The organism is Caulobacter segnis, assembly GCF_029543125.1.
GTDB classification, from domain to species: Bacteria; Pseudomonadota; Alphaproteobacteria; order Caulobacterales; family Caulobacteraceae; genus Caulobacter; species Caulobacter segnis_D.
The window spans coordinates 67,261-92,489 of the sequence record NZ_JARQWW010000005.1 but is presented as its reverse complement, the minus strand read 5'-3'; the positions used below and the strand labels follow the sequence as shown (position 1 = coordinate 92,489).

Below are 25,229 nucleotides of genomic sequence, written 5' to 3'. Positions count from 1 at the left end.
ACACGCCATGCAGACCGCCGCTCCGCCAACGCCCGCCGCACCCGCCAGTCCCCGGCAGATCGCCCGCGCCTTGGGCTCGGTGATGATCGGCAACTGGTTCGAGCTGTTCGACTTCATCGTCTACGGCTACTTCGCCGCCCAGATCGGGCAGGCGATGTTCCCCAAGGCCGACCCGCTGACCGCCATCTTGGCCAGCTTCGCGACCTACGGGGTCGGGTTCGTCATGCGGCCCGTCGGCGCGGTGGTCCTGGGCAGTTTCGGCGACCGTCGTGGACGCAAGGCGGCGCTGGTGCTGACGATGTTGCTGATGGCTGTCGCCACCGGCCTGACAGGCCTGATCCCGTCCTATGCGACCATCGGCCTGGCCGCGCCGCTGCTGTTGGTCGCCTGCCGTCTTGTTCAGGGCTTCGCCACGGGCGGGGAGTGGGGCGGGGCGACGACATTCCTGGTGGAATACGCGCCGCCGCACCGCCGCGGCTTCTTTGGCAGCCTGCAGCAGCTGAGCACGAGCCTGGCGATCGTCTCGGCGATCGGCACGGCGCTTCTGCTCAACGCGATCCTGTCGCCGCAGGACCTGGCGGCCTGGGGATGGCGCGTGCCGTTCGTCCTGGGCTTCCTGGTGGCGCCCGTGGGCTTTTGGTTGCGCGCCCACGTCTCGGAGACCCCCGCCTTCGAGGCCGAGGCGGCCGTGCCCGCCGCCCCCGTCCGGGAGGCGCTGACTGTCCATCGCGCCGCAGTGGCGCGGGTATTCGGCATCACCATTGTCTGGACTGTGGGCAGCTACATCTTCACCACCTTCACCGCCACCTTCGCCTCCCAGACCCTCAAGATACCCGCCTCCGAGGTGCTGGCCGCCACCTTGCTGGGCGTGCTCGTCAACATCGCCACCATTCCCATCGTCGGCTGGCTGTCGGACCGCTATGGGCGCTGGCCGTTCCTGATCGCCAGCGCGGTGGGATGCCTGCTGCTGTCTTTGCCGCTCTACTGGCAGCTGGCGACCTTCGCCACGGCCTGGAACGTGGCCATTCTAACCTCGGTCGCCGGGGTCCTCACCGGCCTCTATAGCGGTGCTGCGCCCACCTTCCTGTGCGAGCTCTTGCCCACGCGCATCCGCTATACGGCCATGTCGATCGGCTACAACGGCGCGGTGATGATCTTTGGCGGCTTTGGCCCGTTCATCGCCACCTTGCTGGTCCAGCAGACCGGAACGGCCATCGCGCCGGGGTTCTATGTGACCGGCGCGGCCGCCCTTTCGGCCATCGCGCTGCTGCTGACGCCGCGCCGTCCCGCCCTGCACGGATAGGCGTCGTCATGAATGTCGTCACAAAAAGTGAGGATATCGCGCGCGCTTCCGTCAACGCCTTACGGACGGGGACGTCACGGCGCCCGCCGTTCCCGCCGACGGTTCGTTCAAAGCTCCCCCAGCCGACGAACAACGTCTCCGTCCAACACCGTGGCCTCACAGAGGATCGTCATGTCTAAAGCCGCACTGCTTCTCTACACCAGCTTGGCGACGGTCCTCACCGCCGTCCCGGCGATCGCCCAATCCGACAGCGAGCTCACCGAGGTCGTGGTCACCGGCAGCCGCGGCCAGGCCCGCACCGTCGTCTCCAGCCCCGCGCCGATCGACGTGATCGGCGGCGAGACCCTGGAGCGCATGGGCGGCGCCGCGCCGCTGCGCGATGCGCTCACCCAACTCATCCCGTCCTTCCAGGCCCAGACCGTGGCGTCCTCTTCCTGGGACAGCCTGGCGCGCCCCGCGGGTCTTCGCGGCCTGGGCGGCGTCCATGTACTGGTCCTGGTGGACGGCAAGCGTCGTCACAACAGCTCGCTGACCAACCTCAACACCGGCAACCTGTCCAACGGCGGCAACCCCGTCGATCTGGACCTGATCCCTTCCAGCGCCATCGCCCGCATCGAGGTGCTGCGCGACGGCGCCGCCGCCCAGTACGGCTCGGACGCCATCGCCGGGGTGATCAACGTCATCCTCAAGAAGAACACCGACGGCGGACGCCTCAACGTCAACGCCGGTCAGCGTTTCTCCTATAACGGCGTCACCGACGGCGAGACCGTCCAGGCCGATATCTGGCATGGCTTCAAGCTGGGCGACGACGGCTACCTGACCCTTGCGCTCGACGCCAAGGTCCAGAACGACGCCCTTCGCGGCGTCGACATGCCCGGCCAGCTTTACTTCACCTTGCCAGGCGGCGTCGCAGACCCGCGTGAGGCCACCGCCCACCGCTACCAGCTCTATCGCGGCGGCCTGCCCAAGACCAAGTCGGCGACCATGTCGGCCAATGCCGGCCATAGCCTCGGCGAGGCGGAAGTCTACGCTTCTGCGACCCTGGGCTTCCGTGACGCGGTGGTGGGGCAGGGCTTCCGTCGCCCCAACAGCAACCAAAACCTGATCCAGATCTTCCCGGACGGCTTTGCGCCCAACTACACCCTGGACGAAGTCGACTTCCAGACCAGCGGCGGTCTGCGGTGGATGGCGGGCGGCTGGAACCTGGATCTTTCGACCACCTTCGGCAAGAACGAGGTCGATCACGGCTCGAGCAATACGCTGAACGCCTCGCTTGGCCCGTCCAGCCCGACCTCCTTCCACACCTTCACCTCGTCCTTCGAGCAATGGACCACCAACTTCGATCTGAACCGTCAGTTCGACGTCTTGGGCGGTCTGTCGGTGGCGACGGGGCTGGAGTATCGCTGGGAGCGCTATCGCACGCGGGTCGGCGATCCCCTGGCCTATGCGGCGGGCGGCTATGTCTATCCGACGGGCTACGGCAACCTGGCCGGACGCGCCGCCAGCGTCGGCGCGCAAGGGGCGGTCGTCCTGTCGCCGGCCGACGAGGCCGACATCTCGCGCAGCAACTACGCGGCCTATATCGACCTTGGCCTCGACGTGACCGACAAGCTCTTCGTGGCCGCCGCGGCGCGTTATGAGGAATATGACGACGCCGCCGGCGACGTGCTCAGCGGCAAGGTCTCGGCGCGCTACGAGCTCAATGACGCCGTCGCCGTTCGGGCCACCGTCAGCAACGGCTTCCGTGCGCCGTCCCTGTCGCAGCAGGGCTACGCCCAGACCTCCAACCAGGCCAACATCGTCAATGGCGTCTTCACCTTCGTGGAGTCCAAGACCGTGCGCCCCGAAAGCCCGGTGGGCCAAGCCCTCGGCGCCCAGCCTCTGGAGCCTGAGACCTCCACCAACTACAGCCTGGGCCTGGCGCTCACCCCGCTGCGCGGCTTGTCGGTGACGGTGGACGCCTATCGGATCGAGCTTCGCGACCGCATCGCCCTGACCGGACTTCTGTCCGGCGCCGGCGTGGCCCGCGTCCTGACCCAGAACGGTTTCCCGTCGAACCTTTCGGTCCGCTACTTCGCCAACGCCATCGACACCAACACCACCGGTCTCGATATCGTCAGCGCCTATTCGCGCGACCTGGACGAACTTGGCCGCCTGCGCCTGACCGCCGGCTTCAACTGGAACAAGACCCGCATCGCCGGCATCGCCGCCGATCCGACCCAGCTGGCCGGCCTTGGCCTGACCCTGTTCGACCGTCAGCAGCAGGGGGCGGTGACCTTGTCAACCCCGCGCACCAAGCTGCTGCTCGGCGCCGAATGGACCAAGGACCGCTGGCGGGTGAACCTGCGTGAGAACCGCTATGGCGCGTTCGACAACATCAACAACATCCCCACCTCCGACCAGCATTACGGGGCCAAGTGGATCACCGACCTTGAGGTCGGCTACGAGGTCAACGAGAAGGTCAGCGTCGCCGTCGGCGCCAACAACCTGTTCGACGTCTATCCGGACCGCAACACCGTGCCCGACACCAACGGCTTTGCGCCGTTTGGCGGCAACTCGCCGTTCGGCGTGTTCGGCGGCTACTACTATGGCCGTCTGACGGTGAACTTCTAAGGAGCTCAAGCCCGCCGGCTTGGCCGGCGGGCTTCGCAAAGCAAGCGGGGCGGACCTTGGCGGGTCCGCCCCGTTTTTTGTGTTCGAAGCTCCAGGCCGTGCGAAGGCTAGGCGCGCTCGGTCAGGAAGGTGGTGACCTCGCGCAGGGCCACCGGCCCGGGCACGCCGTGATTGCTGTTGGGCACGATGACCAGCTTGGAGCCTGCAATCTTGGAAGCGATCAGGCGCGACTGCTCGGGCGGGCAGATCCAGTCGCTGTCGCCGCACATGACCATGGTCGGCGTCTTGATGTCCGAAAGCTTGTCGACCACATCGTAGGAGTGATCGGCGAACAGGTCGTTGTGGACCTTGGCGCGGTAGACCGTGCGCTGGCTGTTGGCGAGGATGCGGTCCAGATCAGCCGTCTCCCCATCCTCCACATACATGGGCGCCATGGCGAACATGATCAGGCGAAACTCTTCGTCGCTGACGATGGTCGGCGTGAAGACCTTGTGCAGCATCGCCTTGGTAGCCATCGGGGCCTTGCGCGCGGCGCGCTCCTCGAAATTGACCAGCGCCTCCTCCTCATGGCGCCAGCTTGGCGCGGTGCCGCGCAGCACCAGATGGCTGAGACCCTGCGGATGCTTGAGGGCGTAGGACAGGGCGATCATCCCGCCAAAGGAGCCGCCCAGCAGCACCATGGGACGGCCGCCGCCCAACTGCTGGCGAAGCGCATCCACGTCCTGGACCATCTGGTCGAAGGTGAAGGGGCCGTCCACTGACGAGCCGCCGTGGCCGCGCATGTCGAAGCCGATGACCCGGTACTTGCCAGCCAGGGACTTGTAGGTCTCAAAGACGCCGCCATGGGTTCCATAGCCGCGCCCGCCGTGCAGGACGATCAGGGGATGGGCGTCGGCCGGCCCGGCCGCCGAGTAGTTGAGCGTCGCGCCATTGATGGCGATCTTGCCGTTGCGGACCTCGGAGGCGGGCTGGGCGAGCGCGCCGCCGCCCGAGGCGAGGGCGAGGCCGCCGGCGGCGAGAAGCTGGCGTCGGTTCATGCGGCGCTTTCTTCGGTCTTGAGGATGAGGCCGTCGCAGGCGGCGGCGTGCCGGACGACGTCGGCGTGCGTGCCGAACCAGGCGCCTTCGGCCAGGCCCAGGCGGATGATCTCTTCGAGGATCCAGATCCGCGACCGCGCGCCGATGATGTGGGGATGCAGGGTCAGCTGGAAGAGCCCGCCTTCGTCACGGGCCCCTTCGAGCTCTCGCCGGAAGATGTCGAACACCTCGCGCGGCGGCGTGTAGGGGCGAAGACCGGAGAAGCGGTGCATGCCGAAATAGACCGCATCGTCGCGGATCCATTCGACCGGCAGCTCGACCACCCCGGTGGGGCGTCCATCCATCTCCAGCTCGTAACAGTCCTCGTCGGCCATCAGCGAGCTGTCATAGGCCAGACCCATCTCGCAGATGATGCGCAAGGTGTGCGGGCTGAAGTCCCAGCTTGGCGTGCGCACGCCGATCGGCCGCTGGCCCGAGACCTGCTCGAGCGTGTCGCGTGCCCGCAGCATCAGGTCGCGCTCGGCCTCGTAGGGTAGGGCGGAGTTGAGTTCATGGATCCAGCCGTGGATGCCGATCTCATGGCCCTCGGCCACCAGGCGGCGCTGTTCTTCGGGGTGCAGCAGGGCCGAGACCGCCGGGACATAGAAGGAGGCGCGCACGTCGTGCCGCTGCAGGATGTCCATGATCCGCGGCGCGCCCACCCGCGCCCCGTACTGGCCCCAGCTTTGTCGGCTGATGGAGCCGCCGCCGTCGCGCAGGTCGTTGGTCTCGTGATCGCTGTCGAAGGACAGGGCGATGGCGAAGGGCGCGCCGTCGGGCCAGGCCCTGGGCGCCAATCTGCGGCCGGCGCGGACCCGATCGACCAGGCCGCGCCAACGGGGTTCGGGCCAGCGCCACGGCTCGTCGGTCATCGGCTGCCTCCGTTCACGGAAAGGATTTCTCCTGAGATGAAGCTCGCCTCGTCGGAGGCCAGGAAGGCTACGGCGTTGGCGATGTCCTCTGCGCGGCCAAGCCGCCGCAGGGCGATGGCGTCGATGATCGCCGCCTGTCGCTCTTGGCTGTATCCGGCCCACTGGCGCTCGGTCGCTGCGTTGGTGCGCACGAACCCGGGCGCAACGGCGTTCACCCGCACGCCGAAAGGACCCAGCTCCTGGGCCAGCTGCCGCGTCAGGCCAAGCAGGCCGTGCTTGGCGGCGCAATAGGCCTGCACGCCGGTCAGGGAGGCCTTCAAGGCCGCTCCGGAGGCGACATTGACGATCGCCCCGGCTCCCTTGGTCTTCATGCCGCGCGCGCAGGCGCGGCTCAGCGCCATGGCCGCTCCAAGATTGATTTCGATGACCGCATCCCAGGCGGCGTCGCTGACCTCCTCAATCGGGACGTTCGACTGGCCGGCGACCCCGCCGGCGTTGTTGACCAGCACATCCACCGCCTGGCCGGCGTCGGCCTCGACCTGCGCGATCCAGGCCGCGGCGGCGGCCCGGTCGGTCAGATCGACCCTGGTGGCCAAAACGCCCAGCTGCTCATGAAGCGTGTTAAGTTCGTCCTGGCGGATATCGCACCCGTAGACGCGGGCGCCGCCGGCGACAAAGGCCTGGCTGATGGCGCGGCCAAAGCCGATCGCCGCGCCGGTGACCACGACCACCCGGTCCTTGAAGTTGTGGCTCATGCCGTAGCGGCCAGGGGCGAGGCGTTGCGGGCCCTCAGCTGCTCGCTGAGGGCGGCGGCGGCCGTGGTGACCGCGACGATGACCCGCTCGCGCTTTTCCTCGAAACGGTTGGTCACGCAGCCCATGTTGAGCGCCGCCACCGAGCGGCCGTCGGCGTCGACGATCGGAGCCGCCACGCCCGTTCCGCCCAGGGCGAACTCCTCCATGACCACCGCGTAGCCCTGCTCCCGGGTCTGGCCGACGATGTCGAGGATGGCCTGCCGGTCGGTGACCGTGTGGCGGGTGAGGGCGGGGAAGGGGCCTTCGCCGATCAGGCGCGACCAGTCCGCCTCCGGTTGGCGAGACACCAACACCCGTCCCATGGCCGTGCAGTAGAGGGGGATGGGCCTTTGGATATTGGCGGCGTAACGCACCTCCACATCGGCCACCACCTGGGTGATCGCCTTGGCGTGGCCGGGCTTGTCGAAGACGGCGAAGGTCATCGACTCGCCAAGCGCCTGCGAGAGGCTCTCCATGACCGGACGCGCGGCGGCGATCAGGCGGGCGTGCGGATCGGCGATCCAGCCGAAGGCGCCGGCCCGATACTGTTCGCTGAGCCGATAGCGGTCGGTCAGCGGGTCACGATAGAGATAGCCGCGATTGACCAGGGTGCGCAGCAGCATGAGGGTGCTGCTCTTGGGCGCGTTGAGGCGCAAGGTCGCCTCGCGCAACAGCACGCCTTCCTCGGCGGCGGCGACAAGCTCCAGCAGGTCCAGGACCCGGGCGGCGGAGAGAACCGTGTCGGTCATGTATGTGAATGTCGTTCCGGTGGTTGAACGCATTGTCGGCCTTGGCCTAAGCTCCCGTCAACCGTTCCCGCCCCGACGCGGTGACAAATCCGGAGACGTCCCGAATGTCGAGCACCTCGGATGCGCAGCTCCTGGCCCAATGGCTGGCCGTGGAGAGCCCCAGCCATGAAGCCGCCGCGGTCAACGCCATGGTCGAGGTGGTGGCGCTCTACGCCGCGCACCCCGGCATCGGGATCGAGCGCCTGGCGGGGCGCGACGGGTTGGGCGACCTTTTGATCCTTCGGGCGGGCCCCGACAACGGCCGCCGCAGCGCGCTGGTGATCGGCCATCTGGACACCGTGCATCCCCTGGGCGTCGTGCAGGACGCCCTGCCGATCCGACAGGAAGGCGATCGGCTCTATGGGCCGGGCGTCTACGACATGAAGGGCGGAGTGCTGATCGCGCTGCAGGCCATGCTGGCGGCCGCGCAGGCCGGACGGCTGCAGCGGCCGGTGGTCTTTGCGCTGTCGCCGGACGAGGAGATCGGCAGTCCCACCAGCCGGCCGGTCATCGAGACCCTGGCCCGCGAGGCGGACTTCGCCCTGGTCATGGAGCCGGCCCGCGAAGGCGGCGGCTGCGTCACCGCGCGCAAGGCGGTGGGGCGATACAAGATCAGCTTCGAGGGGCGCGCGGCGCACGCCGGCATGCGCCATCAGGACGGGCGCAGCGCGATCCTCGAGGCGGCCCGCCAGATCGTCGAGATCGAGGCGCTCACCGACTATGCGGCCGGCGTGACCGCCTCGGTCGGGGTGATCAGCGGCGGGACAGGGGTCAATGTGGTGCCCCAGTTCAGCTGCATCGAGGTGGACTTGCGCGCGCCCAGCGACCTCTTGGCCTGCGGCTGCGATCGGCGCCTCTATGGCTTGCGCGCCTTCGACCCGGATGTCTCGGTTAAGGTCGAAGGCGGCCTCAACCGCCCGGCCTATGAGCGAAACCCGGGCAGCATCGCATTGTACGAGCGCGCCCGCGGCCTGGCCGAGGGCCTTGGCATGGCGCTGCCCGAGGCGCCGATGACGGGCGGGGGCTCGGACGGCAACTTCACCGCCGCCCTTGGCGTGCCCACCCTGGACGGACTGGGCATCGAAGGCGCCGGGGCGCACACCTTGTCCGAATACGGCCTCACCGCCTCCATCGCGCCGAGGCGGGCCTTGATCGGGGCTTTGCTGGAAGGCTGACCAGGACGTCTTCGTCAGAGCCCTTTGATGAGCGCAAGGGTCACAAGGCTGATGAAGGCTGTTCCCAGGACGCCGACGGCGAGGGGCTTTGGGCCTCGCCGCACAAGCGCGCGAAGATCGGTCGACAGACCCATGGCCGCCAGGGCCGTGGTCATCAAGAAAGTGGTCGCCGTCACCAACGCCGCCTTCAAGGCCGCAGGCGGGGGCGCATAGGAATTGATCGCAATGGCGAAGGCGAACCCGATCAGATACCAGGGCGTCGGCGCCCGCTCGGCCCCGCGATGCCGCAGCGCCAGGATGACGACGAGAGGGCCGAGCAGGCCCACCCTTAGGAGCTTGGCCACGACCCCGGCGTGACCGGCCGCCTCGCCGGCCTGGAAGGCGGCGCCGACCGCCTGGGCCACTTCGTGAAGCGACGCGCCGCTCCATAGTCCAAAGTCCGCGCCCGCCAGACCCGCCAAGGGCGCCGCCGCCGGATAGAGGAACATCCCGGCGGTGCCTAAGAGCGTGATCACCGCGATGGCGTAGGCGGCGTCCTCGTCCTTGGCCTGAACCACCGAATTGGCCGCCATGATGGCCGACGCGCCGCAGATCGAGGTCCCCGCCGCGATAAGCGCCCCAAGGCGCGCGTCGACGCCAAGCATCCGCGCGCATAGCGCGATGAACAGGTAGGTGGCCGGCGTGGCGACCGCCACCAAGACGATCCCATGCGCGCCGAGGGAGACGATCTGCGAGACGCTGATCTGGAAGCCGAGCAGGATGATGGCCAGGCGCAAAAGGCGCCGAAGCACGAAGGCCTGGCCAGGGCGCCGCCGCTCGCCGCCGCCAAGCATCGTCCCAACCGCAACCCCCAGCGCCGTCGCCAGGATCGGCGGGCTCAGAAGGCCAAGGACCGGAAGCTGGTGCAGGGCCAGGGCGGCCGTCGCCGTGAACAGGGCGGCGGCGGCGCCCGGGGCGATCGACACAAGCGGTCTGGTGAGGCGTAAGATCACGTCGGGCGTCCGCCAGTGGCGCCGGTCGGCCCGGCCGACACGCCAAATATCCAAAGCGGCCCTTCGCCAGAAACGGCTTTTAGTGATGGTTTCGATCAGCTCAGCTGGTGATCTGCTTGGCGTTCGGTTTCAGACAACTTGCTGCACTGCAAGCGACGCCGTCGCGGCCCTAGTGTTCGGCGGTGTTTGCTGATAGGCGCTGCACCGAGCGGCGCTTGTCTGGGTACAAACCGGGCGCCGGTTATTTGATCCATTACTTTCGGTTATTGGACAATAAAGAACAGTTGTTGGACGCGCCTCGCGCCGCCTGCTCACATCCCCTCGGGACCACGCGCCTCGCGCCGTGGAGCAAGAAGAGGGGAATCTGTAATGAGAGTAACCGCTTTACGGCGCCGATCGGTCATGTTGGCGAGCAGCGCGCTTTGCGCCGCTGTCATCGCCGCACCGGCCATGGCTCAACAGTCCGGCGAGGCCGAGATCGAGGAGATCGTGGTCGTCGGCTCGCAGATCCAAGGGGCCAAGGTGACCGCCGCCCTGCCGGTGACCATGGTCAACGCCGAGCAGATCCAGGCTGTGGCCGCCGGCTCGGGCGATGAGCTCTTCCGCACCATTCCCCAGGCCGGCAACGTCCAGTTCAACTCCAGCTTCCTGCCCGGCTCCAGCAACTCGGCCCGCGGCGACGTCAATTCCATCAGCCTGCGCAACCTGGGCACCGGCAACACGCTGGTCCTGCTCAACGGCCGACGCACCGTCGTCCATCCGACCACTCAGGCCGAGTCCCTGGTGCCGGTCTTCACCTACAACACCAACGCCATCCCCGTGGCGGGCCTGCGGCGGGTCGAAGTCCTTCGCGACGGCGCAGCAGCCATCTACGGCTCGGACGCGGTGGCCGGGGTGATCAACACCGTTTTGGCCGACGACTTCGATGGGGCGCAGTTCGAGGTCCAGTACGGCGGGGCCGAAGGCACCAGCATGCGCGAAGGCCGCTTCACGGGGCTGGTGGGCAAGGATTTCGAGCGGGGCAACATCACCGCCTTCTTCTCCACCGAGCAGCGCTCGGCCCTGCTGGATTCGGATCAGGAATACACCCGCTACGCCGACAAGCGCCCGCTGTTCGCCGGCACGGAGTTTGAGACCGCCACCAGCCTGGATGGTCGCAGCGCGAGCACGCCCTGGGGCCAGTTCACGGCTCGCACGACCACCGCTATCCGCTCCAACGGCGTGGCCGTGACCGGCGCCACCGGCATCTTCAAGATCGTGCCGACCGCCAACGGCTGCGCCTTGAGCCTGAGCCCTGGCCTGTGCATCGCCAGCGGCGCGCTCAACGTCACCACCGATCGTAATCTTCGCCAGGAGACGGCGGCGGTGAAGACCTACACCATGCCCGATGTGGAGCGGTACAACTTCTTCGGCACCGCCCACTACGACCTGACCGACGACATCGAGTTTTTCTCGGAGCTCGGCTACTACCATGCCAAGACGCACGGCCTGCAGGGGCCAAGCAACGTGGCCACCGCCGCGTCGATCACCGTGCCGGCCACCGGCTACTACAATCCCTTCGGCGCCGCCGTCCTGCCGAACGGTCAGGTCAATCCCAACCGCCTGCCGGGGCTGAACATCCCCGCCGCCGGCGTGCCGGTGACCATCAACACCTATAGCCTGGTGGACGTGGGCGCCACGCCGGTGGACGTGACCAACGACCAGCTGCGCATCCTGGGCGGCCTCAAGGGCCAGAAGTGGGGCTGGAACTGGGAGAGCGCGGCGCTCTACTCGATGGCCAAGGTCAAGGACGTCTCCGAGGCGGTGAGCTCGACCAAGCTGCAGCAGGCGCTGTCGCTCAGCACCCCCGACGCCTACAATCCCTTCAACGGCGGTGACCTAGGCAACGTCAACTACGGCGACGGCACGCCGTCGGCGGCCGCGACCCTGGCCAGCCTGAGGGTTCCCATCATCCGGGAGAACCGCACCGAACTCGCCCTTTGGGATTTCAAGGTCAACAAGGCCGACCTTTTGGCCATCTGGGGCGGCGACATCGGCGCGGCGATGGGCGTGGAGGTGCGGCACGAGACCTATCGCGACGATCGCGACCAGCGCATCGACGGCACGCTGGTCTACACCGATCCCGTGACCGGCACCGTGACCGGCTCGGACATTCCCGGCACCAGCACCTCGCCGGACGTGCGCGGCAAGCGCACGGTGGTGTCAGGCTTCGCCGAACTGGCCGTGCCGCTGGTCTCGCCGGAGATGAACATTCCCTTCGTCGACCGCCTGGAGCTGCAGTTGGCGGGACGCGCCGAGCACTATGACGACGTGGGCAGCGTGGCCAAACCCAAGATCGCGGGGGCCTGGGACATCGTGCCGGGCCTGCGCATCCGCAGCTCCTATTCGGAAGGCTTCCGGGCGCCCAATCTGGAGCAGATCAACGTCACCCAGGTCAGCCGCTCCAACAACCGCCAGGACTACATCTTCTGCGAGGCGGACCTGCGCGCCGGACGCATCACCAGCTTCAACGCCTGCGCCCGCTCCAAGGCCACCCGCGCCATCCGCGCCGGCAATCCCGACCTGAAGCCGGAAACCTCGACCAGCTTCTCCTGGGGCGTGGTGCTCGAGCCGCAGTTCATTCCCGAGAAGTTCGGCCGCGTGACGCTGACCGCCGATGTTTGGAAGATCAAGCAGCAGGGCATCATCGGCGTGTTCGGCGAGGGCAACGGCGTCATCCTCGACTACTACCTGCGTCTGCAAGGCAGCTCGAACCCCAAGGTTCACCGCGCCGCGCCGACGCCCGAAGAAATCCAGGCTTTCGCCGGCACGGGCCTGACCCCGGTGGGCGAAGTGATCTCGGTTGACGACCAATACGTAAATCAACTCCCGCAAGTGGCGCAGGGCGTCGATGTCGGGGTGATGTATCGCCTCAACACCGAACGCCTGGGCGACTTCAGCTTCAACTTCGACCTGGCGCGGATCGACAAGCTCTATACGCGTCCCACCGCCCAGATTCAGGAGCTGCTGAACGCGCGTGAGGCCGGCCAGATCAATTCGGGCACCATCATCACCGGCGCTTCCGATCTGGTGGGGCAGGGCGGCACCCCCGAATGGCGCTGGTCCGGTTCGCTGAACTGGAAGTACGGCGCCTTCAGCGCCGACTGGTTCGCCTCCTATGTGGGCGAGTTCTACAGCACGGCCCTGACCTACGCGGCCACCGGCGAGTTCTTCAACGTGCCGTCGACGACGCTGCACAATGTCGGCGTCGCCTACCAGTTCGAGGAGGGCCGCTTCGCCGGAACCCGCGTCCGGGTCGGCGCGCGCAACGTCTTCGACAAGGAGCCGCCGCTGACGCCGGGCGGCTATGCGGGCACCGTCTACAACCCCTACGCCCGCTACTTGTACGTCAACGTCCGCAAGACCTTCTGATCCGTCATCAGGACGACGCCTCGCGCCTCTTGGCGCGGGACGTCGCACGGGGAAATCAATGAACAGAAAAACGCATACGAACACGGTCTCGCGCTTCGCCCTGGCGACGATGCTCAGCCTCAGCCTGGTCGGAACCACGCCGGCGTGGGCCCAGGAAGAAGCGCCCGCCGCCGCCCTGTCGCGCACCGGCGGGGATTTGATCGGCTACGGCTCCATCCACCATCCCACCGTCGGCCGCGACGGCATGGTGGTGGCCCAGAACAAGCTGGCGGCCAAGGTCGGCGCCGACATCTTGGCCAAGGGCGGCAATGCGGTGGACGCCGCGGTCGCGGTGGGCATCGCCGAGACCCTGACCCTGCCGCGGGCGGGCAATATCGGCGGCGGCGGCTACATGCTCATCCACGATGCGGCCAGCAAGAAGACCATCGCCATCGAGTACTACGGCCAAGCGCCCCTGGGCGTGACGCCCGGCTTCCTGCTCGGACCCGACCAGAAGGTGGCGCCCGACAAGGTCCAGTCGTTCAAGGGGGTGACGGTGCCCGGCACGGTCGCGGGGCTATTTGAGGCGCACAAGCGCTTTGGCAAGTTGCCCTGGAAGGATCTGATCCAGCCGAGCATCGATCTGGCCGTCAAAGGCATCGTCATGAGCGACGACGAGGCCGACGCCCTGGCGCGCCGAAAGAGCGCCATGTCGAAGGATCCCGGCGCCTACAAACTTTTCTTCAAGGCCGACGGCTCGCCCTACCGGCCAGGGGATGTGTTCAAAAGCCCGGACCTGGCCTGGACGCTGCGCCACATCCAGGCGCGGGGGGCGGACGGCTTCTATAAGGGACCGGTCGCCGAGCGGCTGGTCGCCGGGATCAAGGCCGGCGGCGGGATCATCACCCTGGAGGATTTGTCCGCCTACAAGGCTAACGTCCTGGAGCCGATCTGGTCGGACTACCGGGGCATGAAGATCGCCTACATGCCGCCGACCTCCGCCGCCTCCAGCGTCGCCGAGGCCATGAACATCATCGAGCAGTTCCCGATCGCCCAGATGGGGCAGGGCAATGTGGCCTCCATGCACCTGATCGCCGAGGCTTTGAAGATCGCCACGGTGGACCGCCGCTATAGCGGCGGCGGACCGCAATGGCGCACCCCCGCCGAGGGCATCGCCAGCAAGGCCTTCGCCCAGGAGCGCGCCAAGCTGATCTCCATGGACCGCTCCTTGGACTCGCGCAGCCTGCCGGGTCTGGACCCGCATAGCTTCGAGAGCCCCGACACAACCCATTACTCGGTGGCCGACAAGGACGGCAATGTGGTGTCCAACACCTACACCCTGACCGCCTCCTTCGGCGCGCACGTGGTGGCCCCGGGCACTGGCTTCCTGCTCAATAACTCGCTGGGCAATTTCGATTGGAATCCAAGGCCGACCAGCCTTGGCAACAAGATCGAGCCGGGCAAACGCGCCCAGTCGACCATCTCGCCGATCATCGTCTTCAAGGACGACAAGCCGTGGGTGGCCACCGGCACGCCGGGCGGCGGCACCATCGTCGGCACCATGGTGCAGATGCTGGTCAACCTCATCGACTTCAAGCTCAACATCGCAGAAGCCGCCCAGCGCCCGCGCATCTATCAGTCGGGCGTGGACGGTCCGCTTCAGCTGGAGGAGGCGATCCCGCAGGACCTGGTGGCCGGCCTGGAGGCCAAGGGCCACAAGGTCGAGCGCTCGCAGATCATCGGCAGCACCCAGTCGATCATGATCGGACCGGACGGCGTCTTCTACGGCGCCGCCGACACCCGCCGGCCAGATTCGGCGGCGATCGGGGTCAAGCAATACTAGGCAAGATGCGGGGCCGCTTCGGCGGCCCCGTGATCAGCCCGCCGCCACCAGGCGAAGGGCGCCAAACTCGGCGAAGCGCGGCTGAGGAAGGCCCTTGAGGAACATCTCTGCGGCGCGGCTGAGCTTGCGGTCGTGATGGCGCAGCATGCTGAAGGCCCGCCGGGGCAGGTCGATCGCCACACGCACCAAGGCGCCGGAGGCCTCGGCGTCCTGGACCACAAGCTCCGACAAGGCGCCGGCCCCGACCCCCGCCAGGACGGCGGCGCGGACGGCTTCATTGGTCGGCAGCTCCAGGCGGACCTTGAGTTGGCTCATATCCACCCCAAGGCGCTTCAGGGCGCCCACGAACTCGGACCGGGTGCCCGAGCCGGATTCTCGCAGCACCCATGAACCGCGCGCCAGGGCGTCGAGGCTTGGCGCGCGATGAGCCCAAGGATGGTCCGGGCGCACGAAGATGCCCAGGCGGTCGCCGTCGATGTCAAAGCCGGTGAGGCCGGAGTCGCCATAGGCGCCTTCGACAAAGCCCAGCTCGGCGTCGCCGTCCTGCACCATGCGCGCCACGCCGGCGGTGTTGGAGATGTGCAGGTCTATGGACAGGTGCGGGAAGCCGGCGTTGAACTCGGCGATGATCGGCGGCAGCCAGTAATTGCCGATGGTCTGGCTGGCGCAGATCGACACGGTGCCGCGGCGCAGATTGCTCAGATCGGACAAGGTGCGCTGGGCGTCGCGCACCTGATTGAGCACCTTCTCGGCCTCGACCAGGAAGGCCTGGCCGGCCACTGAGAGCTCAATGCGTCGACCCACGCGGTCGAACAGGGTGGTGCCGTAGGCGTTCTCAAGGGCGCTGATGGAGGCGCTCACCCCCGACTGGGTAATGTGCAAGACCTCGGCGGCGCGCGTCATGTTGAGACGCTCGGCCACGCACACGAAAATCCTGAGCTGCTCCAGCGTCATCGCCAACCTCTCGAGGTTCCGAGGTCAAAGCGTACGCACAAGGTTCATCGTTCAGCAACGAGAATGTCGTTCAGCCCGTCGAACGCTACTCGCTGTGCCATTTATGACGTTTCTGCCGCAACGACCTGAACGCGGCGCCTGCCTCTTGGGCGCCGCGGCTGCGGCCGGCGGTCGCAGACCCTTAGGCGCGACCGACTTCGGTCTCGCTGAAAGGGGGCGGCAGGGGCCTGTCATGGCGAGCGTAATCGACGATCGCGCGCGCCAGGGCGCCGGTGGAATCGATCAGGGGCGCGTCGGTCATGCCTTCGTGGAGGACGAGTGGCGCTTCGGTGCAGGCGGCGATGATCACCTGGGCGCCGCATTGACGCAGGCGTTCGGCCAAGGCGGCCATAGCGTCGGATACGCCCAGACTGAGGTCGCCGCGCTTGATCGCATAGACCAGCTGCATGAACCGCGCCTGGTCTGGCGCCTCGAGGGTCACGCACGACAGGCCGCGCCGGGCCAGTTGCGGCCCGTAGAGATCGGCCTGCAGGCAGCCGTCGGCGGCCAGGAGCCCGACCGCCGCGCCCGGATCGGCCGCCGCTGCGGCGGCGGCCACGGCCTCCTCGATCATGCTGACGAAGGGGATGCGGACGGCGCGCTCGATATCGTACTGGAAGGCGTGGGCGGTGTTGCACGACATGACGAGGAAGTCGGCGCCGGCGGTCTCCAAACCTCGCGCCATGGCCGCCAGCGTCGGTCCCGGCGACGGGCCGCCGCGCAAAAGGGCTTCATTGCGGTCGGGGACCGCCGGATTGCTGTCGACCAGCAAGCGCAAACCGTCCTGCTCCACTGCGCCCTTGGACAGACGCAGCACCGCGCCCATCAGATCGATGGTCGCCGCCGGCCCCATTCCGCCGAGCACGCCGACCCTCAAGGCGGCGCGGCTCATCAGAAGATCGACTGGTAGGCGTAGAGCGCCGGCGCGCCGCCGGTGTGCACGAAGAGCACGTTGTCGGTCTTCTTGAAGTGGCCGGCGCGGCAAAGGCCGATCAGGCCCGCCATCGCCTTGCCGGTATAGACCGGGTCCAGCAAGATCCCCTCAAGGCTGGCCAGCAGCCGCACCGCCTCGATCATCTCCTCGGTGGGCAGCGAATAGCCAGGGCCGACCCAGTCATCGAGGCAGGTGACCGCTTCAGCCTTGATCGGGGTTGCGACGCCGGCCAGGGCGGCGGTCCGCTGGGCCAGGTCAAGCACATTACCTTCCTGTTCGGCGCGCGGCCGACGCACATTGATCCCAGTGATCGGCAGGCCGGCATTGACCCCCACGGCGCCGGCCAGGAGGCCGGCATGGGTGCCGGCGCTGCCGCTGGCGCAGACCAGGTGGTCGAGCGCCAACCCCATGTCGAAGCACTGGGACAGGGTCTCCTCCAGGCAGGCCACATAGCCCATCGATCCCAGGGGATTGGAGCCGCCGCCGGGGATCAGATAGGCCTTGCGGCCAAGGCTTTCGACCTCGTCGGCGACCTTGGCCATGGCTTCGGACAGATCAGCGCCGGCGTCGACCACGGTGATGGCCTCCGCCCCGATCAGGTCGAACAGGAAGTTGTTGCCGCTGGCCTTGGGGTCGTAGCTGCCGGCCACGCGCTGCTCCAGCACCAGGCGGCATTTGAGGCCTTCCTTGGCCGCGGCCGCCAGGGTGAGGCGGCAGTGATTGGATTGAACCGCCCCCACTGTGACCAGGGTGTCGCAGCCCTTGGCCAGCGCCTCCGCCACCAGGAACTCCAGCTTGCGGGTCTTGTTGCCGCCGCTGGCCAGGCCCGTCAGGTCGTCGCGCTTGATGAAGAGGTTGGGTCCGCCCAGGGCCGCCGACAGGCGCGGCATCGCCTCGAGCGGGGTGGGGGCGGGCGTGTAGCGGCGTCGGGCGAACTTGGCGAGATTCATGGGGCGGTCTCCGAGACGATGCGCGTTTGGGACTACCGTCAGCCTGTCCTGTCAACAATCATCAGTAAAACTTGTTGATTGCAAAATCTCTACTCATCAATAAACGGCTAATTCAGATCATTGCGCGATAAGTAAAAATCCTCCAATCATTCTGTATTGTGTAATCGTGATTGGAGTTGAGATGCGCATTGTGGACAGGGCGAAGGTGGCGATCGTCACCGGCGGCGCACGCGGGATCGGCCGAGGCTGCGCTCTGGCCCTGGCTGAGGCCGGCTTCGACATCGTCCTGGTCGATCTGCTCGAAAAAGAGATGACCTCGACCATGCGCGAGATCGAGGCGCTCGGCCGCCGCGCCATCTGGCGGCGGGCCGATGTGGCCGATCATGCGGCCGCCAAGACGGTGGTCGAGGCGGCGCGCTCGGAGTTCGGCGCCGTGGACGTGCTGGTCAACAACGCCGGCCGCTCGGCGCCCCAGGGAATCCTGGAGATCACCGAGGACGAGTTCGACGCGGCCATCGCCGTCAATCTGAAGAGCTGCTTCAACTACATCCAGGCGGCGGCGCCGATCATGCTGCAGCAGGGCGGCGGTCGCATCATCAGCATCTCTTCCCTCAACGCCCATTCGGGCGGGGTCACCGCCGCCGTCAGCCGCTTCGCCTACGCCGCCGCCAAGGCGGGCATCCTCGGCATGACCCGCGCCCTGGCCAAGGAGCTGGGGCCGGACATCCTGATCAACGCCGTGTGCCCCGGCCTCATCCAGACCGAGATCAACGGCAACAGCGTCATCCGCGAGCGGGGCGACAAGATCGCCCGCGACGGCATCGCCCTTCGCCGCGTCGGCACGCCGGCCGACGTCGCCCAACTGGTGCGCTTCTTGGCCGCCAGCGAGCCTTGCTTCATCACCGGCCAGGACTTCGTGGTCGACGGCTTGCAGTATCAGGTCTGAGGCGCGGCCGTGACGCTGCCCACCGAGACGCTTGGATCCGTCCCCGCCGCCGAGCCGCTCAGCGCGGCGACGCGGCGCAAGGCGATCACGGCCTGTCTGCTGGGCAATCTCTTCGAGCTCTTCGACTTTGGCGTCTACGGCTACTTCGCCGTGCAGATCGGTCGGGCGATCTTCCCGTCCACGGACCCGGTGGTGTCGATCCTCGCCAGCTTCGCCACCTACGGCGTCGGCTTTTTGATGCGGCCGGTGGGGGCGATGGTCCTGGGCAGCTATGGCGACCGCCATGGCCGCAAGGCGGCGCTGGCCCTGACCATCACCTTGATGGCCGTGGCCACCGGCCTGACCGGCCTGGTGCCGTCCTATGGCGCCATCGGCGTGTGGGCGCCGATCCTCCTGGTGATCTTCCGGCTTTTGCAGGGCTTCTCCACCGGCGGCGAGTGGGGCGGGGCGACCACCTTCCTCGTGGAGCACGCGCCGCCGGGACGGCGCGGCTTCTATGGCAGCCTGCAGCAGGTCAGCACGGGCCTGGCCCAAATCCTGGCGATCAGCTCGGCGCTCTTGCTCAATTCGGTGCTGTCGCCGGAAGACTTACAGGCCTGGGGCTGGCGCCTGCCGTTCCTCGTCGGCTTCATCCTGGCGCCCATCGGCTACTACCTGCGCTCGCGGGTGGAGGAATCCCCCGAGTATCTGGCTGCGGCGCGCGAAAAGCGCATCCCCGCCGCGCCGCTTCGCGTCGCCCTGACCACTCATCGCGAGGCGGTGCTCGTCTGCTTTGGGCTGACGATGATCTGGACGGTGGCCAGCTACGTGTTCATCACCTTCTTGCCGACGTTTGCGGCCCAGTCTCTGGGCATGGCGCCGACCCTAGCCCTGACCGGCACCATCTGCGCCTCCCTGGCCAATCTGGCGATCGTGCCCCTGTCGGGACTGGCGCTGGACCGCTGGGGCGGCCGCTGGCCCCTGATCGCGTCTGCAAGCGGCTTCGCCCTCTTCAGCATTCCGCTCTTCATGCTGTTGGCGCAGGCCCAGAGCTTGCCGGCACTGGCGACGGTCGCCATCGTGGCGGGGGCGCTCTACGGCCTCTACAACGGCGCTGCGCCCACCGTGCTTTGCACGCTCTTTCCCACCACCGTGCGCTACACGGCGCTGTCGGTGGGCTACAATGGCGCGGTTATGATCTTCGGCGGCTTCGCCCCGTTCATCTCCACCTTCCTCGTGCGTCAGACCGGCGCGGCCATCGCGCCCAGCTTCTACGTCACCGCCTGCGCCGTCGCGACCTTGGCCGTGCTGCTGTGGTCGCGGCGCAGAGGCGCATTCATCCACTAGGTTCATCGCAGCATTTGGGGGCGATCATGCAGGCTAGGAGCCTTCGTCGATTTTTGATCATCGGCGCAGCCATAGGCGCGCTCGGCGCGAGCGCGGCGGCGCAGGCCGCCGAGCCCGCCGACGACTGGCGCAAGGCCGCCGCCTCGGCTCAGGTCCAAAAGGGCCTGCTTGAGACCTATGTGGACGTCAAGGCCGGCAAGGTTTTGATCGCCGTGCCCAAGGCGGGCCCCGACGGGGTGTCGGCCCGCTTCCTCTATCAGGCCGGCCTGTCGACCGGCCTGGGCTCCACCCCCATCGGCCTGGACCGGGCCGAAAGCGGCCGCACCCAGGTGGTGGTCCTGCGCCGCGTCGGCAAGAAGGTCCTCCTGCAGGCGGAGAACTACGGCTTTCGGGCCGACGGCGGCACCGCCGATGAGGTGACCGCCGTGCGAAACTCCTTCGCCGTCTCGACCCTGTGGAGCGGCGACGTCATCGCTGAACAGGCGGATGGCGCGGTGCTCGTCGATTTCTCCAGCTTCCTGGCCCAGGACGCCCTGGACGTCGCCGCGCGCCTCAAGGCCCGCCGGCAAGGCGGCTATCGCCTGGCGCCGGCGCTCAGCTACCTCGACCTGCAAAAGGTCGGGGTCTTTGCGCAAAACCTGGAGTTCGACGCGGTCCAGACCTTCACCGCCGACGATCCCGGCCCCGAGGTGCGCGCTGTGGCGCCCGACGCCCGCGCCGTGACGCTCACCGTGCACCACTCGTTCGTCAAACTGCCCGAGCCCGGGTTCGAGCCGCGCATCCACGATCCGCGCACCGGCACCTCGGTGCAGGTTTTGTTCAACAACTACGCCGCGCCGCTGGACGCGCCGGTGGTCAATCGCCTGGCCCGGCGTTTTCGGCTGGAGAAGGTCAATCCATCGGCCGCCCGCTCCAGGGTCAAGAAGCCGATCGTCTTCTATGTGGACCGCGCCGCGCCCGAGCCAATCCGCGGCGCGCTGGTGGAAGGGGCCAACTGGTGGAGCCAGGCCTTCGAGGCGGCCGGCTTCATCGACGCCTTCCGCGTCGAGGTCCTCCCCGAAGGGGTCGATCCCATGGACGCCCGCTACAATGTCATCCACTGGATCCATCGCCAGACCCGCGGCTGGTCGACGGGCCAGACCATCGTCGATCCCCGAACCGGCGAGATCGTCCGCGGCGTCGTCCAGCTGGGCTCGCTTCGCGTGCGGCAAGACAAGTTGATCTTCGAGGGCCTGCTCGGCGCAGGACAGTCAGGCAAGGGTGGTCCGAACGACCCTGTGACCATCGCCCTGGCGCGCATCCGCCAACTGGGCATGCACGAGACCGGCCACGCCCTGGGCTTTTCGCACAATTTCGCCGGCAGCACCTTCGCCGGCCGGGCCTCCTCCATGGACTATCCGGGCCCGCTGATCCGCGTGCGCGACGGGCGCCTGGACCTCTCCGACGCTTACGTCCGCGGGGCCGGCGCCTGGGACAAGTTCTCGGTGCGCTGGCTCTATAGCCAGTTCGCCCCGGGCGTGGACGCTCCCAAGGCCCTCGACGCCATCGCCCGCGAGGCGGGGCAGGGCGGCATGCGCTTCATCGCCGACGCCGAGCATCCGGCCAGCACCCAATGGGACAATGGGTCGGATCCCGTCGAGGAGCTCGCCAATGTGCTGGCGGTGCGCAAGATCGCCCTGTCGCGCTTTGGCCTTGGGAACATTCCCGCTGGGGCGCCCGTGGCCGATCTTCGTCGCGTCTTCGTGCCGATCTATCTGTTCCATCGCTATCAGATCGACGCGGTCGCCAAGCAGGTGGGCGGGGTCGACTACCGCTACGCGGTCGCGGGCGAGGGCCAGGAGGCGGCGAGCGTCATCGACGCGGCGGCGCAACGGCGCGCCCTGGCGGCCTTGCGTCAAAGCCTCGATCCGGCCCTGCTCGACACCCGCGATGAGCTGATCGGCCTGTTATCCCAGGCCCAGTCCGGAACTATGGACCGACAGTTCGAGATCGAACTCCTCGACACCCTTGGCGGACCGGTCTTCGATCCGGTGGGCGCAGCGCTGGTGGCCTCGGAGATGGTGTTTGGCCAACTGCTCGAGGTCGACCGCATCAACCGCGTCCAGGAGCAGGCCCGGCGCGACGCAGGTCAGCTGGGTCTCGACGAGCTGGCGGCGGCGCTCTTTGATCAGGTCAAGGCGCGTCCCGAGGCGCCGCGCCTGGCCGAGCTTCGTCGTCGCCAACAGGCGCGCCTGATCGGCGATCTGGCGGACCTGCTGGGTGACAAGGCGTTGAGCCCAACGGCGGCGGCGTCGCTGGAGGCCGTCCTGGCCAGGACCGGAGCGGCTCTGAGCGCCGAGGCGCCGCAGGGCGAGGCCGGCGCCTACGGCCGCCAGCTTGGACAGATGCTGGCCAAGGGCGACCGGGCGGCGCTCTCGCGCTTCGCCTCGGAGAAGGCCCCGCGTCCCAAGACCCCGCCTGGAAGCCCGATCGGTGAGGATTGCTGGTTCTGCGCGCCCGTTAGCGGGGCCGCCCAAGCGCTCGACCAGTAGCAGGCGGGACCGCCGCGCCGTCGACTTACGGCGGCGCGGCGGCCGTCTGTCAGGCCGCGCTGCGGGCCAGACCAATCTGCAGCAGGACCTCGGCCACCTGCACGGCGTTCAAGGCCGCGCCCTTGCGCAGATTGTCGGCGGCCACGAACAGGGCCAGGCCGTGCGCTACGGTGGGGTCCTTGCGGATGCGGCCAACAAAGACCGGGTCCTGTCCGGTGGCGGCCAGCGGGTTTGGCGCTTCATCGAGCACGACCCCCGGGGCGCCTTGCAGCAGCGCAACCGCCGCCTGCACGTCGATGGCTCGGTCGAACTCGGCGTTGATCGACAGGGCGTGGCCGGTGAAGACAGGCACGCGCACGCAGGTGCCGACCACCGGTAGGTCGGGGAGGTCGAGAATCTTGCGCGACTCGTCGCGCAGCTTCAGCTCCTCTTCGGTGTAGCCGTCTTCTGTCAGCTCGTAGTTCAAGGGCACGACGTTGAAAGCCAACGGCGAGACCCACTTGCGCGGCTGGGGCAGGGCGACCGCGTCGGGCGACACGGCAAGCGCGCCCACATCGCCGGCCAGACCGGCGGCCAGCTGCTCGGTCAGCACCTCGATGCCCTCGACCCCGGCTCCCGAAGCGGCCTGGTAGGTGCTCACCGTCAAGCGCTTGAGGCCGGCCGCCTGGTGCAGGGGGCCAAGCACCGGCATGGCGGCCATTGTGGTGCAGTTGGGATTGGCGACGATGCCCTTGGGGATCGTGCGCAGAGCTTGCGGATTGACCTCGGCGACCACCAGCGGGACCTGAGGGTCCGAGCGCCAGGCCGAGGAGTTGTCGATGACGACGGCGCCGGCCGCGGCCGCCTTGGGCGCCAGCGCCCTGGACGTCTCGCCGCCGGCCGAGAAGAACACGATGTCGAGGCTGGTGAAATCGGCGGTCGCCGCATCCTCCACCAGGACCTCTTGGCCGCGCCAGGCGATGGGCTTGCCCGCCGAGCGGGCCGAAGCGAACAGGCGCAGCTGCGCGATCGGGAAACCGCGCTCCTCCAGCAGCTTCAGCATCATGCCGCCGACCAGGCCGGTGGCGCCGACGACGCCGACACGCGGCGGATGGGATGGCGAAAACTCAAGGCTCATTCTTCGTCTCCTAGGGTGCGGAGGCGCGGGAGCTTCAGGTCTCTGGAAATGAGAACCGCCCCGCGCATCGGCGGGGCTGGTTGCGGATGCTCGCTGTCGTCAGACCACGCGCGCACCCGCCCACGCCCCGCCGAGGCGGGTCGTTTTGCGGGTAATCGCTTTGGTCGTCGCAAAAGTCATCGGCGAGGCTTCTAGCGACGCCGTCGGCAAAGGTAAAGCGCTCGCCGCCCGTTGAAGGTGCGCGCCGCCTCCTTGGCGCTCAGGATCGGCGCTCGTGGATCGTCTCAACTATGGCGGACGTCGCGCGAGGGCCAGGGAGCGATCGTGAGCAGACGCAAGACGAGCGGCCAGAGCCGCCAGACGGAGGCCTCAGAGTCATTCGAGGTGGTGCTTGCACGGGCGCGGGCGAAGTACGACCGCCAGTGTGAGCGCAATGAGCGCGAAGACGCCTTCGAGCGCATCGCCCAACAGTTGGAGGAGGTTCTCAAAATGGAGCGCCTGATCGACGCCGTCGCGGCGGCGTCCAAGGCGACCAGCGATGCCGGGCTGCGGCGTTGGCTGCGCTGGGCGCGCATCTATGTGCGTGAGCAGAATCCTGTCTCCCAGGAGGGGCTGGCTGTCCTCAGCGCCTTTGGCCACCGATATGCGCCGCGCCTGGAGGCGCAAAGCGGTCTTGACGACGAGGAGATGCAGCTCTTCGACGAGGGCTTCCTGGACGGGCCGCTGCGCGGCTGAACGGTCGTCCGGTCTTCAGCGTCTATGGGCGTCCGAGCGGCTAGCCGCCGCGGCTAAAAGTGGGGTGCGGCCATCTCAGCGATGATCGTCTCAGGGTCCGAAGCGACCTTGCGCCAGAGCGCCTCGGCGAGTGCGGCCTGGTAGGCGGCCATCTGCGCGATGGCGGGGTCTATCTCGATCGCGTCCAGGAGGGCGGCGCGCGGTCGCTCCAAGGCGGCGAGATGCGGATCGGCGCCGACCAGTTTGTCGAGCTCGATGGCCGCGAACGCCGACCGCAGGACGCTGGGCGCCAGGCGTTGCTGGCCCGCCTCGGCGATCAACTGCGGCGGCTTGCCTTGCAGACGCAGGACCTGAAAGCCCAGCGCCTCGACGCCGTTTCGGATGTTCTCACGCCACATGTCGGTCAGGGTCATTTGAAAAGCACGCTTGTGAAATCGAGCGCGAAGCCGGTGAGGCCGAGCTCCACGCAGGTTCTGCTGGCATAGATGAGGCCTCGATCTTCGTCGTCTAGGCCGGCCATGACTACATCAGGCCCGCGTGAGGCGTGTCGTACTGCGAGAAATTGCGGATGGATCGCAACGACGCCGGTCTCCCCGTCTATCAACTGGTTCAGGTCTATCAGGGCGACACCGTCGGCGCCGACCGCAAACCGGGCTCGGCCAATGGCGGCGCCGGACGGCTGCGCTTCATGGCCTTCGACACCGATAAGCGGAAGATTCGCTTCTACACCTACTCGACCCTGAGGGACCGCTACGCGTGACAGGGCGGGGAGGCGACCTTCGGCGCCAAGCCAGAGAATTCAGAGTTCGAACCGGATTTTCCGCCGCAGCTGAAGTGAGGCGAGAGCTGTT

Annotated in this window: 20 protein-coding genes; 10 read left to right on the top strand and 10 right to left on the bottom strand. The window is 67.8% G+C overall.

Going from position 1 to position 25,229, the window contains the following annotated elements:
- Window positions 1–7: 7 nt before the first annotated feature.
- Both P7B02_RS15405 and P7B02_RS15400 read left to right on the top strand, forming a co-directional pair.
- Window positions 8–1,303: an MFS transporter gene (locus P7B02_RS15405; RefSeq protein ID WP_277787235.1), complete on the top strand. Its 1,296-nt coding sequence runs from the start codon at window positions 8–10 to the stop codon at window positions 1,301–1,303.
- A gap of 171 nt (window positions 1,304–1,474) precedes the next feature.
- Window positions 1,475–3,916 carry a TonB-dependent receptor plug domain-containing protein gene (locus P7B02_RS15400; RefSeq protein WP_277787234.1) on the top strand — a complete coding sequence of 814 codons (2,442 nt, stop codon included), beginning with the start codon at window positions 1,475–1,477 and terminating at the stop codon, window positions 3,914–3,916.
- Between the two features lie 107 nt (window positions 3,917–4,023).
- On the opposite strand, the gene P7B02_RS15395 is transcribed toward P7B02_RS15400, so the two are convergent.
- From P7B02_RS15395 to P7B02_RS15380, 4 genes are read right to left on the bottom strand one after another with little or no spacing between them, the layout of a single operon-like run.
- On the bottom strand, window positions 4,024–4,953 hold the full coding sequence (locus P7B02_RS15395; protein WP_277787233.1) for an alpha/beta fold hydrolase: 930 nt from the start codon (window positions 4,951–4,953) through the stop codon (window positions 4,024–4,026).
- Entirely contained in the window at window positions 4,950–5,864 is a 915-nt protein-coding gene (locus P7B02_RS15390; RefSeq protein WP_277787232.1) for a polysaccharide deacetylase family protein, read from the bottom strand. The genes P7B02_RS15395 and P7B02_RS15390 overlap by 4 nt, the downstream gene beginning before the upstream one ends.
- Window positions 5,861–6,619 (bottom strand): SDR family NAD(P)-dependent oxidoreductase, encoded by a 759-nt coding sequence (locus P7B02_RS15385; RefSeq protein ID WP_277787231.1) that lies wholly within the window; start codon window positions 6,617–6,619, stop codon window positions 5,861–5,863. Before P7B02_RS15385 ends, P7B02_RS15390 begins: the two co-directional genes overlap by 4 nt.
- Window positions 6,616–7,407: an IclR family transcriptional regulator gene (locus P7B02_RS15380; protein WP_277787230.1), complete on the bottom strand. Its 792-nt coding sequence runs from the start codon at window positions 7,405–7,407 to the stop codon at window positions 6,616–6,618. The genes P7B02_RS15385 and P7B02_RS15380 overlap by 4 nt, the downstream gene beginning before the upstream one ends.
- A gap of 104 nt (window positions 7,408–7,511) precedes the next feature.
- Here P7B02_RS15380 and P7B02_RS15375 point away from each other — a divergent pair, with 104 nt between their 5' ends.
- The gene (locus P7B02_RS15375) at window positions 7,512–8,621 is read left to right on the top strand and encodes a M20 family metallopeptidase (protein ID WP_277787229.1); all 1,110 of its coding nucleotides are present in this window, start codon (window positions 7,512–7,514) and stop codon (window positions 8,619–8,621) included.
- A 14-nt stretch (window positions 8,622–8,635) separates the two neighbouring features.
- Here the strand turns inward: P7B02_RS15375 and P7B02_RS15370 are convergent, their stop codons facing one another.
- A complete protein-coding gene (locus P7B02_RS15370) occupies window positions 8,636–9,586 on the bottom strand; it encodes a YeiH family protein (protein ID WP_277787228.1) in 951 nt (316 codons plus the stop codon).
- 429 nt (window positions 9,587–10,015) lie between these two features.
- Between P7B02_RS15370 and P7B02_RS15365 the strand changes: the two genes are divergently transcribed.
- Both P7B02_RS15365 and ggt read left to right on the top strand, forming a co-directional pair.
- Window positions 10,016–13,024: a TonB-dependent receptor plug domain-containing protein gene (locus tag P7B02_RS15365; RefSeq protein WP_277787227.1), complete on the top strand. Its 3,009-nt coding sequence runs from the start codon at window positions 10,016–10,018 to the stop codon at window positions 13,022–13,024.
- 58 nt (window positions 13,025–13,082) lie between these two features.
- Window positions 13,083–14,846: a gamma-glutamyltransferase gene (gene ggt, locus P7B02_RS15360; protein WP_277787226.1), complete on the top strand. Its 1,764-nt coding sequence runs from the start codon at window positions 13,083–13,085 to the stop codon at window positions 14,844–14,846.
- A gap of 33 nt (window positions 14,847–14,879) precedes the next feature.
- On the opposite strand, the gene P7B02_RS15355 is transcribed toward ggt, so the two are convergent.
- The 3 genes from P7B02_RS15355 to P7B02_RS15345 all read right to left on the bottom strand — a co-directional run bounded on the left by P7B02_RS15355 (window position 14,880) and on the right by P7B02_RS15345 (window position 17,723).
- Entirely contained in the window at window positions 14,880–15,800 is a 921-nt protein-coding gene (locus P7B02_RS15355) for a LysR substrate-binding domain-containing protein (protein ID WP_277787225.1), read from the bottom strand.
- A 181-nt stretch (window positions 15,801–15,981) separates the two neighbouring features.
- The gene (locus P7B02_RS15350; RefSeq protein ID WP_277787224.1) at window positions 15,982–16,731 is read right to left on the bottom strand and encodes an aspartate/glutamate racemase family protein; all 750 of its coding nucleotides are present in this window, start codon (window positions 16,729–16,731) and stop codon (window positions 15,982–15,984) included.
- Window positions 16,731–17,723 (bottom strand): D-cysteine desulfhydrase, encoded by a 993-nt coding sequence (locus tag P7B02_RS15345; protein ID WP_277787223.1) that lies wholly within the window; start codon window positions 17,721–17,723, stop codon window positions 16,731–16,733. Before P7B02_RS15345 ends, P7B02_RS15350 begins: the two co-directional genes overlap by 1 nt.
- 181 nt (window positions 17,724–17,904) lie before the next feature.
- Between P7B02_RS15345 and P7B02_RS15340 the strand changes: the two genes are divergently transcribed.
- Genes P7B02_RS15340 through P7B02_RS15330 form a run of 3 tightly spaced genes read left to right on the top strand, consistent with a single transcriptional unit; the run spans window position 17,905 to window position 22,526 of the window.
- Entirely contained in the window at window positions 17,905–18,669 is a 765-nt protein-coding gene (locus P7B02_RS15340; protein ID WP_277787222.1) for an SDR family NAD(P)-dependent oxidoreductase, read from the top strand.
- Window positions 18,670–18,678: 9 nt separating this feature from the next.
- Window positions 18,679–19,995 (top strand): MFS transporter, encoded by a 1,317-nt coding sequence (locus tag P7B02_RS15335; protein WP_277787221.1) that lies wholly within the window; start codon window positions 18,679–18,681, stop codon window positions 19,993–19,995.
- Window positions 19,996–20,048: 53 nt separating this feature from the next.
- The gene (locus P7B02_RS15330; protein WP_277787220.1) at window positions 20,049–22,526 is read left to right on the top strand and encodes a zinc-dependent metalloprotease; all 2,478 of its coding nucleotides are present in this window, start codon (window positions 20,049–20,051) and stop codon (window positions 22,524–22,526) included.
- A gap of 49 nt (window positions 22,527–22,575) precedes the next feature.
- On the opposite strand, the gene P7B02_RS15325 is transcribed toward P7B02_RS15330, so the two are convergent.
- A complete protein-coding gene (locus P7B02_RS15325; protein WP_277787219.1) occupies window positions 22,576–23,643 on the bottom strand; it encodes an aspartate-semialdehyde dehydrogenase in 1,068 nt (355 codons plus the stop codon).
- Window positions 23,644–23,967: 324 nt separating this feature from the next.
- Here P7B02_RS15325 and P7B02_RS15320 point away from each other — a divergent pair, with 324 nt between their 5' ends.
- Window positions 23,968–24,378 (top strand): hypothetical protein, encoded by a 411-nt coding sequence (locus P7B02_RS15320; RefSeq protein ID WP_277787218.1) that lies wholly within the window; start codon window positions 23,968–23,970, stop codon window positions 24,376–24,378.
- 53 nt (window positions 24,379–24,431) lie between these two features.
- Here the strand turns inward: P7B02_RS15320 and P7B02_RS15315 are convergent, their stop codons facing one another.
- The gene (locus P7B02_RS15315; RefSeq protein ID WP_277787217.1) at window positions 24,432–24,791 is read right to left on the bottom strand and encodes a hypothetical protein; all 360 of its coding nucleotides are present in this window, start codon (window positions 24,789–24,791) and stop codon (window positions 24,432–24,434) included.
- Window positions 24,792–24,946: 155 nt separating this feature from the next.
- Here P7B02_RS15315 and P7B02_RS15310 point away from each other — a divergent pair, with 155 nt between their 5' ends.
- Entirely contained in the window at window positions 24,947–25,138 is a 192-nt protein-coding gene (locus tag P7B02_RS15310; RefSeq protein ID WP_277787216.1) for a hypothetical protein, read from the top strand.
- The last annotated feature ends 91 nt before the right edge of the window (window positions 25,139–25,229 follow it).